This window comes from Marinobacter nitratireducens (assembly GCF_000708045.1).
GTDB classification, from domain to species: Bacteria; Pseudomonadota; Gammaproteobacteria; order Pseudomonadales; family Oleiphilaceae; genus Marinobacter; species Marinobacter nitratireducens.
Genome location: NZ_ANIE01000006.1, coordinates 249,160 through 261,448, shown reverse-complemented (window position 1 = coordinate 261,448; position 12,289 = coordinate 249,160). Strand labels below are relative to the sequence as shown.

At 58.6% G+C, this 12,289-nt stretch carries 12 protein-coding genes; 9 read left to right on the top strand and 3 right to left on the bottom strand.

The window, feature by feature from the left end; all coding sequences use genetic code 11:
- The first annotated feature begins 43 nt into the window (after window positions 1–43).
- Window positions 44–622: an LON peptidase substrate-binding domain-containing protein gene (locus D777_RS10835; RefSeq protein ID WP_081849531.1), complete on the top strand. Its 579-nt coding sequence runs from the start codon at window positions 44–46 to the stop codon at window positions 620–622.
- Here D777_RS10835 and D777_RS10830 read toward each other — a convergent pair.
- The 3 genes from D777_RS10830 to D777_RS10820 are packed head-to-tail and all read right to left on the bottom strand — an operon-like array spanning window position 619 to window position 4,075.
- Window positions 619–2,067, bottom strand: a complete 1,449-nt coding sequence (locus D777_RS10830; RefSeq protein ID WP_036131881.1) for a bifunctional DedA family/phosphatase PAP2 family protein — start codon at window positions 2,065–2,067, stop codon at window positions 619–621. The genes D777_RS10835 and D777_RS10830 overlap by 4 nt on opposite strands.
- Window positions 2,064–3,062: a GGDEF domain-containing protein gene (locus D777_RS10825; RefSeq protein ID WP_036131880.1), complete on the bottom strand. Its 999-nt coding sequence runs from the start codon at window positions 3,060–3,062 to the stop codon at window positions 2,064–2,066. The genes D777_RS10830 and D777_RS10825 overlap by 4 nt, the downstream gene beginning before the upstream one ends.
- On the bottom strand, window positions 3,059–4,075 hold the full coding sequence (locus D777_RS10820) for a GGDEF domain-containing protein (protein WP_036131879.1): 1,017 nt from the start codon (window positions 4,073–4,075) through the stop codon (window positions 3,059–3,061). The genes D777_RS10825 and D777_RS10820 overlap by 4 nt, the downstream gene beginning before the upstream one ends.
- Before the next feature lie 137 nt (window positions 4,076–4,212).
- Here D777_RS10820 and D777_RS10815 point away from each other — a divergent pair, with 137 nt between their 5' ends.
- The 8 genes from D777_RS10815 (at window position 4,213) to D777_RS10780 (ending at window position 12,285) form a co-directional block, all read left to right on the top strand.
- A complete protein-coding gene (locus D777_RS10815) occupies window positions 4,213–5,466 on the top strand; it encodes a glutamate-5-semialdehyde dehydrogenase (RefSeq protein WP_036131878.1) in 1,254 nt (417 codons plus the stop codon).
- 5 nt (window positions 5,467–5,471) lie between these two features.
- Window positions 5,472–6,122 (top strand): nicotinate-nucleotide adenylyltransferase, encoded by a 651-nt coding sequence (nadD, locus tag D777_RS10810; RefSeq protein ID WP_036131875.1) that lies wholly within the window; start codon window positions 5,472–5,474, stop codon window positions 6,120–6,122.
- 70 nt (window positions 6,123–6,192) lie between these two features.
- The gene (gene rsfS / locus D777_RS10805) at window positions 6,193–6,543 is read left to right on the top strand and encodes a ribosome silencing factor (protein WP_036131873.1); all 351 of its coding nucleotides are present in this window, start codon (window positions 6,193–6,195) and stop codon (window positions 6,541–6,543) included.
- 2 nt (window positions 6,544–6,545) lie between these two features.
- A complete protein-coding gene (rlmH, locus tag D777_RS10800; RefSeq protein ID WP_036131871.1) occupies window positions 6,546–7,016 on the top strand; it encodes a 23S rRNA (pseudouridine(1915)-N(3))-methyltransferase RlmH in 471 nt (156 codons plus the stop codon).
- 9 nt (window positions 7,017–7,025) lie between these two features.
- Entirely contained in the window at window positions 7,026–8,921 is a 1,896-nt protein-coding gene (gene mrdA, locus D777_RS10795; RefSeq protein ID WP_036131868.1) for a penicillin-binding protein 2, read from the top strand.
- Window positions 8,921–10,063, top strand: a complete 1,143-nt coding sequence (gene rodA, locus D777_RS10790) for a rod shape-determining protein RodA (protein ID WP_036131866.1) — start codon at window positions 8,921–8,923, stop codon at window positions 10,061–10,063. The genes mrdA and rodA overlap by 1 nt, the downstream gene beginning before the upstream one ends.
- Window positions 10,064–10,184: 121 nt before the next feature.
- Complete coding sequence (locus D777_RS10785; protein ID WP_036131864.1) at window positions 10,185–11,066, top strand: septal ring lytic transglycosylase RlpA family protein; 882 nt, start codon at window positions 10,185–10,187, stop codon at window positions 11,064–11,066.
- A gap of 52 nt (window positions 11,067–11,118) precedes the next feature.
- Entirely contained in the window at window positions 11,119–12,285 is a 1,167-nt protein-coding gene (locus D777_RS10780) for a D-alanyl-D-alanine carboxypeptidase family protein (protein WP_036131862.1), read from the top strand.
- Window positions 12,286–12,289: the final 4 nt, after the last annotated feature.

Genomic DNA, 12,289 nt, shown 5'->3' with positions numbered 1-12,289 from the left:
AGCCAGAAAACCTGGAGTCTGCTAAGCGGTGACTGTCCCTGATATGAATGTGCCACTCTTCCCCCTGAATTCCATCGTCCTTCCGAGGGGGAGGATCCCTCTGCAGCTTTTTGAACCACGCTACATCGACATGCTCACGCGGTGCATGAAGGAAGATCGGGGGTTCGTTGTCGTGCTGCTCAGGGATGGCGCCGAGACAGGCCATACGGCCGAGTTTTACGACATTGGTACCTATGTGCGCATCATTGATTTCCAGCAACTGGAGAACGGTTTGCTGGGCATCACTGTCGAGGGCGCTGCCAAAGTGTCTGTTGTGCGCAGCTGGCAGCAGGATGATGGCCTGAACGTGGGCGATGTTGAAGTCCTGCTGGATGAGGCAGAGAGCGATATCCCGGAACGCTTTGGCGAGCTGCCCTCCGTCTTGAGGGCATTGTTCAAACATCCGGTTATCCAGGACCTGGAAATGGATGTGGACTATGAGGACGCCCGACAGGTTGGGTGGCGCTTGACGGAGCTGTTGCCGTTGGACAAGGAGGAGAAGCAGCGTCTGGTTGAGCTTCAGGATCCGCTGGAGCGCCTGAACCGCCTACAGGATCTGCTGGAAGCACTTGAAGAAGGTTAGAGCAGGCGGTAGCTGGCCACAGCCTCCGGCCATGTTGAATAGATGTAGTTGGCGGTGAACATCAGCCATAACACGGTCGCCGCCAGAGTGACCGGGTCAGGTGCCACCGGTATCCTGTCAAAGCGGCTGTAGCTGGCCCGGATTCCCCCGGTGATGGCCAGTCCCAGCAGTATCCCCCCGATGATGTCCGTAAACCAGTGTACCCCCAGATACAGGCGGCTAATCGCCACCGGTAGCAATGGCAGGGACAAAATTACGTAGGCCTGCCAGCGCTTCCGGTTGTGGGTTTCCCCGGCGATAAAGCTGGCCAATAGCGTTACGAATACCGTGATGCCAGCGGTATGGCCGCTGGGAAACGCGCCGGATGAAGGTGGTTGCACCACTTCGTCTGGCCGGGGTACCGCAAGTCCCGCCTTCAGGAGCCACACCAGCAGAACCGTGAGTGCCGCAGCAACAAGCATGTGGGCGGCGGCGGCATAGTAACCACGGAAACTGAGCACCAGTGTTGCCAGGCCAGCGGCAGTGATCAGCACGGGCGGGTCACCCAGCAGGGTGAAGAATAAGGCCGGCCCGTCCAGCAATGGTTGGCGGAGCTGCTCGAACCACTGCTGCGCCAGCAGGTTGAAGGGTTCCAGCAGGTGAGTCTGCGTGGCCAGTTGGCCCCAGAATAACAGGAGCCCGGCAGATCCCAGAGCAAGCATGAATGAGGCTAATGGGAATTCCCCATCACGGGAAGGTCGGCTATTCGAATAAAGCCGCCAGAACCGGTGAGTTGCATCGTATTTTGCCATCCACCGCTGAACCCAGGTGTACACCCTGCCGCCGTCCCCCAACCCCAGTTGAAACCGGAACAGGAGGAGGTAAACCAGCACCAGGGCGGCCAGGCTGACGCCGACAACCGGGTAAAAATGGGCGGGAGGGCGGATTTCCGAGGCCAGAGCGCTGCCCACGAGAAACCCCGGAAGAATGTAGGCCGGCGCCCAGCCAATGGCCGACGCAATGTTGAAGGCCAGGAAACGGCGCCAGGGCATCCAGAGTGCACCCGCAATCAGCGGGATCACGGGGCGGATTGGACCAATGAAACGCCCGATAACGACGCTCTTGCCGCCGTGTGTCTGGAAAAATCGCTGGCCTTTGGCGATCAAAACCGGGTAGCGGCTCAGGGGCCATACCGAGTCCAGGCGGTCGTTCAGCAGGCGACCGAGGGCGAAGCTCACGGAATCGCCGGTGATGGCGCCCAGTCCGGCCCAGAATAGGGCTTCTGGCAGCGGCATGCCCGTCTGGCCAGCGAGGGCTGCAACCGCGAAAAGGATGGCGACGCCGGGAACAATAATGCCCGCAATGGCCAGGGACTCGACAAATGCGGTTGCAAAGAGTGCCGTCGCCAGCCACCCCGGATGCGACCCCAGCCACGAGGACAGCTCGGTTAGCCAGGCAGAACTCATGCGGAGATCGGTGCTCCCGGACTGAACCAGGCGGAATCCGCACCCTTGCGTCGGGCCTCTTCCATTGCATCATGGGCGCGCTTGCGAAGGCTGTCGGTCCGGGTGTCGCCGGCGCCCCGACTTGTGCAGCCCAGGCTGACAGTTGTTTTTCCTGTTACGTGCCAATCGTGCTCGGCAATGGTTCTTCTGATCCGTTCAGCAATCACCCTTACACCTTCTTCCGGGGTGAACGGCAGGATCAGGAAAAACTCGGAGTTATTCAGTGTGTACAGGGTATCGCCAGCCCGGATGACGCCGAACAGATGCTCGGTCATAGCGCGAAACAGAGTTTGCAGTCCGGCCTTGCCATGCAGGTCTTCCACCTGGTCAGCGTAGTCGATCCCAAGATTGATGACGGATAAAGGATGGCCAGTGGCAATGGCACGGCTGATCTCTTTTTGCAGTGTCTCATCAAGAAAGCGAGCATTATGGGCGCCCGTGACTGGATCGGTGATCGCCAGATCTTCCGCAGATTGGGCCATGTTGTCGTAATGCCAGGCGTAGAGAGAGGCCGCCGTCAGCAACAGTAGCAGACCCGAAATAATGATGACGGCATCCGCATAGGGCTGTCTGCCGATAATCAGTGCCGACGTTGGGAGCAGTAATAACAACGACAGGGTGACACCCTGGCGAAGGGGCAGTATCAAAAGGTTCAGTACCAGCAATGGCATGATCCAGTGGCTGACATCCGGGTTGTCCAGGGTAGCCATGGCGGCGACAAGACCGCTGTTCAGACCGATCAGGATGATCAGGTGGCCGGGCGCAGACAACTGATGGCGTCTGCAGATGAAGGTGTAGACGTTGCCGGCCAATGTCAGTGCCGCCATGCCACAGGCCAGATAGAAAAGGTCGTAGAAGCCGTATCGCAGGTTCTGGAGCGCCAGAACCGCAATGAACAGGGTTGCCAGAGCATAGGCAGCGCTGTGTGTCAGGGTTCGCAGCCGTGTCTCGGTCATGAAGCGGGTCCTTCGGCCGGGGTATTTTGCTGTGTTGCAGGCTGGGTCCATGCGCTGTAGGCCTGGCTGCGATTCCCGCCTTGTTGCTGGGCGCGCCTGAGGGCGTTGGCGGCGCTTTGTTGCAGGCTCTGGGCATCATCGCCGATGTTGAGGCCGGCGATGCCGGTGCTGACCGTCAGATCCATGCCATGGGATTCCATCAAGGTGCCAAGGCCCTGGCGTATGACCTCGGCGCGAGTCACTGCGTCGCCGGTGGAAATGCCGGGCAGGATCACAAGAAACTGGAGGTCGGCGACGCGGTAGTAGGTGTCGAAATCCCGGATTTGGGAATGCAGATATCGGCCAATGCGGGGCAGAATGGAACGGATGTCTGCGTCGGGGTCATTATCGCTAAGGTGCGTATCCAATCCGATCATGATGACGGACATGTCAGTGCCTTCACGTTCGCTGCGCTGGATTTCCTTGTGAAGGTCCGCGGAGAGGTATTCCCGGCTGGCTGCCTGGGTCAATTCATCTGTCCGGCGCAGAGGGGCCAGCTGGCGGGTTTTGTATTCACGCAGAAAGATCAGAACCATCGACAACAGAAAAGTCAGCAGCAGTGCGCTGAGCATCTGATGACGGCCTGCCAGCCCCGTCGCCCATTGCACGGCAACGATGGCCAGGAACACGATGATCAGGGTCACCGTCGCGGCCATGCCAATAGGTAGCAAAGCGAAGGCTACCAAGGGCACAACATAGAGCCAGTGGGTGAGTGTCCATGGTCCGGTCCAGAAACTGGTCAGGAGCAGCAGCAGCATTGCCAGGAAGAATAGTTGCTGGATACGAGGCCAGGGGCTTTTCCTGCGGCTGGCATGAAAGGTGCGACCGGAAATGACAATGCCGGCGGCGGCGGCTGCTATGGCCGATACCAGAGGCTCGCCAAGCAGGGCGCTTGTGGCGGCGACGGCGATCAACACAATGAAGCCGGAGCGCGATAATCTGCTTAACAGGAATTTTTCGGCCAGTTGGGCCATGGTGTCCTTCCTTTTTTCTTTCCCTAACTATGGCACATCGCAGCGGTATAATATCCGTTTGGGGTGCGTACTTGAAACGGGAAAGGTAAAGTTAGGCCCTTATTTCCGAATTCTATTCGAACACACGAAGGTAAATGATGGATATTGCAGCTTACATGTCCGAGGTAGGGCAGCAGGCTCGGGCAGCGGCGACCCTGGTGGCGCGCTCAACCACGGCGGTCAGAAACAAGGCTCTGTTGGCGACGGCGGAGATGCTGGATCAATCCAGGTCAGAACTGGTTGCCGCTAACGCCAAGGATCTGCAGAAGGGGCGAGAGAATGGTCTCGATGATGCCATGCTGGATCGCCTTGAGCTGACACCTCAGCGCATCGACACTATGATTGAGGGGTTGCGGCAGGTGGCTTCGCTGCCGGATCCGATCGGTGAGATCACCGACATGACCTACCGTCCCTCCGGAATCCAGGTGGGCAAGATGCGTGTTCCGCTCGGAGTGATCGGCATCATCTATGAGTCGCGCCCCAACGTGACCGTTGAAGCCGCGAGTCTTTGCCTGAAGTCAGGCAACGCCACGATTCTTCGTGGCGGCTCCGAGTCCATTAACTCGAACCAGGCGATTGCCGGATGCATCGCCCGCGGGCTGGCAGAAGCCGGTCTGCCGGAAACGGCTGTCCAGGTGGTTGAGACGACTGACCGTGCAGCCGTGGGTGAGCTGATTACCATGCCCCAGTATGTGGACGTCATTGTCCCACGGGGTGGCAAGGGCCTGATCGAACGCATCAGCAATGATGCCAAGGTGCCCGTGATCAAGCATCTGGATGGTGTCTGCCATGTCTATGTGGACAGTCATGCCGATCCCGAGAAGGCGCTGAGTGTTGCCGTGAACGCCAAGACCCACCGGTATGGTACCTGCAACACCATGGAAACCCTGTTGGTAGACCAGGAAATCGCCGAAGATATCCTGCCCCTGCTGGCGTCGGCCTTTGTCGAAAAAGGCGTGGAGTTGCGCGGTTGCGAACAGACCCGGGCAATCATCAGCGCCGTTGAGGCCACGGAAGCTGATTGGGAGGCCGAATATCTGGCGCCCATTCTGGCGGTTCGCGTGGTTGAGGGCCTTGACGGCGCCATCGAACACATCAATCAGTACAGCTCCCAGCACACCGACAGCATCATTACCGAGAACTACACCCGCGCTCGCCGTTTTCTGACCGAGGTGGATTCGAGTTCTGTGATGGTTAACGCCTCTACCCGATTTGCCGACGGCTTCGAGTATGGTCTGGGTGCCGAGATCGGTATCTCCACGGACAAGATCCATGCCCGTGGACCGGTTGGTCTGGAAGGGTTGACCTCCCAGAAGTACGTGGTTTTCGGTGATGGGCATATCCGGAACTGAGATCCATGCACGTAATCTACGGCGGCACCTTTGATCCCATTCATCACGGCCACCTCCGGCTGGCGCTGGAGATCAGCGACAGGCTCGGGGTGGCGGGCATCAACCTGGTGCCCTGCCATATACCGCCGCATCGCGGCGATACGGGGGCTGCGTCCGAGCAACGCCTCCGTCTGATCGAGCTGGCTATTGCCGGCGAGCCCCGGCTTGCGGTTGATAACCGGGAGTTAAGACGGGCGGGTGCTTCCTACACCGCGGATACGCTTCGGCAGCTGCGCCAGGAGCTGGGTGACGATGAACCTTTGGTTATGGTTGTAGGCACGGACGCGTTTGCAGGCTTTGACCGTTGGCGTGACTGGCAGCAAATTCCGGATCTCGCGCACGTTGTCGTGGTGCGGCGTCCCGGCCCTGGTCTGGATCCTTCCGGGCAGCCGGCCTCGTTGCTGGCGTCGCGCGCAGCCCCTGATGCGGCGGCTCTGCATCGACAGCCCTGCGGCCTGTTTCTTGAGCTCGACCCGCCGTTGCTGGATATCTCGGCAACCGGGATTCGGGAACGCATTGCCGATGGTCGCTCGCCGCGGTATCTGATGCCGGATTCGGTCTGGGACGATATTCGTCGTTCAGGTCTCTACGGTGCCTGCCCTGAGGGGAACTTTTAGTGCTACAATCGCGTCTGAATATGACTTTTCGGGCGGCCATCCTGGCCGATGCCCGTCCAACAGGGTAATTATGCAGGCAGAGCAACTGAAAGAACTGGTCGTCAACGCACTTGAAGACGTCAAAGCACAAGATATCAGCGTGATTGACGTCCGCGACCGCACCAGTGTCACCGACTTCATGGTTCTCGCATCCGGAACCTCAAACCGTCACGTCAAATCCCTGGCCGATTCCGTGGTGTCTGATGCCAAGGATCAGGGTGTTCGAGCGAGCAATGTCGAAGGCGGCACTGCCAGTGACTGGATTCTGGTGGATCTGGGCGATGTGGTCGTCCACGTCATGATGCCCGCAACCCGGGAGTTCTACGACCTGGAGCGCTTCTGGCGCGATGCCCCGGATCTCGGTGCTGCGGGCAGCGAGTAATCATGCGGCTTCGTCTGATCTGCGTGGGGCAGAAGATGCCCGACTGGGTCAGTGCAGGGTATAACGAATACGCTCGCCGTATGCCGCCAGAGCTTCCTATGGATCTGGTGGAAATTCCCATGGCACACCGGGGCAAGAACCCGGACATTCCCAGGCTTATGCAACGTGAGAGCGACGCCATTTTGGCGGCAACCGGCCCGAAAGACCGAGTGGTTGCTCTGGAAGTAGGTGGTCGCGCGTGGTCGACAGAAAAGCTGGCCGGTCAGCTTGAGAGCTGGCAGCTGGACGGCCGGGATGTGAATTTTCTCGTCGGCGGTCCGGATGGGCTGGCGGATGCCTGTCGCCAGCGAGCGGATCAACAGTGGTCCTTGTCTCCGCTGACCCTGCCGCACCCACTGGTACGCATACTTCTTGCCGAGCAGCTGTACCGGGCCTGGTCAATTACCCGTAATCACCCGTATCACCGGGCATAGGACGCGACAATGCCGTGGGGTGAATTCAAGGACACCGCAGCAGAGCGACGCCTGTTCCAGCGCCGGGCGTCCGTGATGGTGGTCTTCGTCGTGTTGTTGCTCAGTGGCCTGGTTGGGCGCATGTACCAACTCCAGGTAGTCGAACACGACATCTACACGACCTTATCCGATAAAAACCGCGTTCAGGTGCAGTCAGTACCGCCTCCGCGTGGTCTTGTCTATGATCGAAACCACGAGCTGCTCGCTGAGAATCGCCCGGTTTTCAGTGTGACGTTGGTGCCCGAGCGAGTGGAAGGGATCGATCGCACTCTTGAAGAGCTTGTCAGGATCCTTGATGTGTCTGAGGAGGATCTGGACCGCTTCCATCGACGGCTTCAGGAACCCCGTCGCCCCTACCAGGAAATCCCGCTTCGCTATGATCTGAATGAGCAGGAAATAGCCCGTCTGGCCGTGCATCGCCATGAACTTCCCGGTGTGGAGGTCAAGGCGGAGCTGGTGCGTTATTACCCGCACAGCGAGTTAACGGCCCATGCCCTCGGCTTTGTGGGACGGATAAATCGGGAGGAGTTGCAACGGATTGATCCGGTGAACTATGCCGGCACCAACTACATCGGCAAATCGGGCATTGAGCGATTCTACGAAGAAGTATTGCACGGGCAAGTTGGCTACCAACACGTTGAAACCAATGCACGGGGTCGGACGCTGCGGGTTCTGGAGAGGGAAAACCCGGTGCCCGGTGAGGACCTCCAGTTGCACCTCGACCTGCGGCTTCAGCAAAAGGCCTATGAGCTGCTGGACGGACGTCGCGGGGCAATCGTTGCGATCGAGCCCAGCACGGGCGGCATCCTGGCCCTGGCCAGTGTGCCCGGATTCGACAGCAACAAGTTTGTCACCGGTATTAGCGTCAAGGATTATCGGGAGTTGAGCGAGAGCAGGGATAAACCCCTGTTTAATCGTGCACTGCGGGGGCAATACCCGCCGGGATCCACGATGAAACCCATGTTGGCAATTGCCGCTCTGGATAGCGGAGCAACCACTCGCGACCACACTATCTGGGACCCCGGGTATTTCCAGCTCAACGATGCGGGGCGCCGTTATCGCGACTGGAAACGCACCGGTCACGGGTGGGTTGACCTGATGGATGCCATGGCCGAATCCTGCGATGTGTATTTCTACGAGGTCGCTGTGAAGATGGGTGTGGATACCATGTACAGCTACTTGTCGCGGTTTGGCTTCGGTGAAGATGCGGCACTGGATGTGTCCGGTGCGCTGGACGGCTTGCTGCCATCCCGGGACTGGAAGCAGGCAACCCGCAACGAACCCTGGTATCCGGGGGACTCGGTCAATCTGGGGATCGGGCAAGGATTTATGCTGGCTACACCGCTGCAGCTGGCCACCGCCACCTCTCTGATCGCCAACCGGGGCATCTGGGTCGAGCCCCGGCTACTGAAGAACATCGACGGTGATACGCCGGTCGAACAGTTTTTGCCCGACACGACCCATGAGCCCCTGAAGCTCAAGAACCCTGGCGACTGGGACTACGTTGTTGAGACTATGGCGGAAGTCATGCACGGCCGCCGGGGTACTGCTCGCAGGGCTGGAGCCAATGCACCCTATCGCATGGCGGGCAAGACCGGTACGGCGCAGGTCTTCAGCCTGGCGGAAGACGAAGAATATGATGCCGATGAGATCCGGGAACGGCTGCGTGATCACGCATTGTTTGTGGGTTTCGCGCCCGTGGATAATCCCGAGATTGCTGTTGCCGTGATCGTCGAGAATGGCGGCGGCGGCAGCAGCACAGCAGCTCCGGTAGCCCGGGCATTGTTTGATGCCTGGCTACTGGAATTTCCGGAAGCCGAACAGAATCAGACCGTAGGTCGGGTGGATCATGGGGAGCAGAACTGATGCCGTTGGGTGACATGCTAAGCCCGTCCTCCGCACAGCCGCTGGGGCGCCCCCGAGGTATCTGGTCGACACTTCACCTTGACCCGGTGCTGCTGTTCCTGTTGTTGGCGCTTGTGTCCGGTGGGCTGTTCGTCCTATATAGTGGTGCAGACCGTAACATTGAAGTGGTCAAGGCCCAGGGTATCCGGCTAAGTGTCGCTTTTGTGGTCATGTTCGTGTTTGCCCAGTTGGATCCGGGGGTGTTCCGACGCTGGGCACCTTGGCTCTATGCCGTGGGGCTGGTTGCCCTATTGGCGGTTCTCCTTGTGGGGGTTGGCGCCAAGGGCGCACAGCGCTGGCTGGCGCTACCCGGCCTGCCGAGATTTCAGCCATCTGAGTTGATGAAGCTGGTGGTTCCCATGATGGCGGCCTGGTACCTGTCGCGGCATTTCCTGCCCCCAAGATTCCGTCATGTGGTTGTGGGCTTGGGGATCGTATTGTTACCGATGGCGATGATCATCAAGCAGCCTGACCTGGGCACGTCGCTGTTGGTGGGATTGGCGGGGCTGTTTGTGGTTTTCTTTGCCGGCATCAGCTGGAAGCTGATTGCCGCATTCGCGGCCATGGTGTCTGTTTCTGCGCCCATGATGTGGTTTTTCGTCATGCGTGACTACCAGAAACAGCGCGTGCTGACTCTGTTGGACCCCCAGAGTGATCCACTTGGCGCTGGCTGGAACATCATACAGAGCAAAACGGCCATCGGTTCCGGAGGCCTGGAGGGCAAGGGCTGGCTTCAGGGGACCCAGTCACACCTGGAGTTTCTGCCGGAAAGTCATACCGATTTTATTGTCGCCGTGCTGGCCGAGGAATTCGGTTTCGTCGGTATGGTGATACTGATGACCGTCTATTTTCTGATTATCCTGAGATGTCTGTATATCGCATCGACCGCTCAGGACTCGTTCAACCGTTTGCTGGCTGGCGCGCTGACGATGACCTTTTTCATCTACATTTTCGTGAATGTGGGCATGGTGAGCGGGTTGCTGCCGGTTGTCGGCGTGCCGCTGCCATTGATCAGTTACGGCGGAACCTCCAGTGTCACCCTCATGGCCGCCTTCGGTGTGCTGATGTCGATTCACACCCATCGGCGTATGATTGGCGCCTGATCGTGCAATCGTGGCCTGCCGGTAATGGTGATTATCCGTTATAACCCGTTACAATGAAGATTGTGCCGGTCATAAACGGCTCGGACACTGGTATGCACAAGAGGTGGTCTGCGTAGTGGACATGAAAAATCCGATAGTCTGGTTACTGGTCCTGATGGTATCGCTCGGCGGCTGTGCATCATCACCGGATGTTGACCACTCTGCCCGATACACGTTGAGCCAGGACCGGGCACCAGCGGGCGACTTCGATGCTTCCGGACTTTCCGATGCGCTCCCGGTGTACGAGGAGCCCCGAAGGGCAGGGAACAAGTCTCCCTACAAGGTGTGGGGCAAGACTTACAACGTGCTCAGTAGCAATGAAGGCTACGTTGCCCGTGGAACGGCCAGTTGGTATGGGGAAAAATTCCACGGCCACAAGACGTCCAACGGCGAAGTGTTTGACATGTACACCATGAGTGCTGCGCACAAGTCACTGCGAATCCCCGGCTACGCGCGTGTCACAAACCTGGATAATGGCCGCTCGGTGATTGTCCGGGTCAATGATCGTGGTCCTTTCCATGGTGACCGTCTGATTGATCTTTCCTACGCCGCCGCCAAGAAGTTGGGCTATCAGTCCCGGGGGACGGCGAGGGTAGAGGTGGCCGCGATTACTGTCCGTCCGGATGGAACCATGACCCTGGCGGGCCAGCCGTTTCGACCCGAAGAGATGGAAGCACCTGTCGAAAGCGGCGTGGTGGCCAGTGGCAATATGAGTGGCGACAACGAGGCCCTGTTTGTTCAGCTTGGTTCGTTCTCGAGCCGCGATCCGGCCGAACAGATGCTGAGTAGAGTCCGGGCGGTACTTGAAAATCCCATGCGGGTGCGGGCCATAGATACCGCATCTGGTCGTTTCCATCGGGTTCAGGTTGGCCCGTTCGCTAACGAAGATAGTGCCAGGCGCACTCAGAGTCTGTTGGAGGCGCGGGGATTTCCGCAAACGATCCTGCTGACGGACACACACTGACAACCTGCTAGATACACGATAAAAGACACACACCTGACGAATGAATGGACCCATGGCCTTTAAATCCCTGTTTCGCTCTTTTTCCGTAACCTTTGCCCTGGTTGTTCTGCTGGCCGGTAAAGTGATGGCGCAATCTGTGCTGATTCCCTCTCCGCCGCAGATCGCGGGTAGCTCCTATGTCCTGATGGATCCGAAGAGCGGCCGTATCATCATCGAAGAGAACAGCCATGAGCGCCTGCCGCCGGCCAGTCTCACCAAAATGATGACGGCATACATCGTAGAGCGTGAGCTTGACGAGGGTCGTATTTCCCTGACAGACATGGTGCCTATCAGCGTCAAGGCATGGAAGACGGAGGGGTCTCGTACCTTTGTCCGCGAGGGCACATCCGTGCCGGTAGAGACACTGCTCAAAGGGGTCATCATTCAGTCCGGAAACGATGCCTCAGTGGCGCTGGCCGAGTTTATCGCTGGCAGCGAAGGTGCCTTCGTCGACATCATGAACCAGCAGGCCCAGATTCTGGGCATGAAGGGAACCCATTTCGTCAACGCGACCGGGCTGCCATCGCCTGAACACTTTTCGACGGCCTACGACCTGGCGCTTCTGGCCCGGGCGATCATTAATGATTATCCGGACAACTACTCGATCTACGCGCAGAAGCATTTCACTTATAACAACATCCGTCAGCCCAACCGGAACAGTTTGCTGTGGCGGGATGACAGTGTGGATGGATTGAAAACCGGGCACACGGAAGAAGCCGGATACTGTCTGGTTGCCTCCGCCAAGCGCAACGACACCCGCTTCATTGGTGTGGTCATGGGGACCAGCAGTTCTGAGGCCCGGGCCCAGGAAGTCCAGAAGATGTTGAACTATGGCTTCCGCTACTACGAAAGCGAGCGCCTGTTTCGCTCCGGGCAGGAGTTGATTGAAGCCAAGGTCTGGGGTGGTCAGTCGGATCAGCTGTCTGTTGGTATGCCTGAGGATGTTTACGTGACCATCCCCCGAGGGTCACGGGATGACCTTGAATCCAGTGTTGACCTTGATTCTGTGATTAAAGCACCCATCAAGGTCGGAGACGAGCTTGGCCGGGTCAAGGTGTCGCTGAATGGTGAGGTTTTGGTCGATCAGCCGGTTCTCGCCCTGACGGAAATCCCGGAGGGTGGTTTGTTCAAACGCATCTGGGATGCCATCAAGCTCTTTTTCGTTCAGTTGTTTCAGTAAGGGT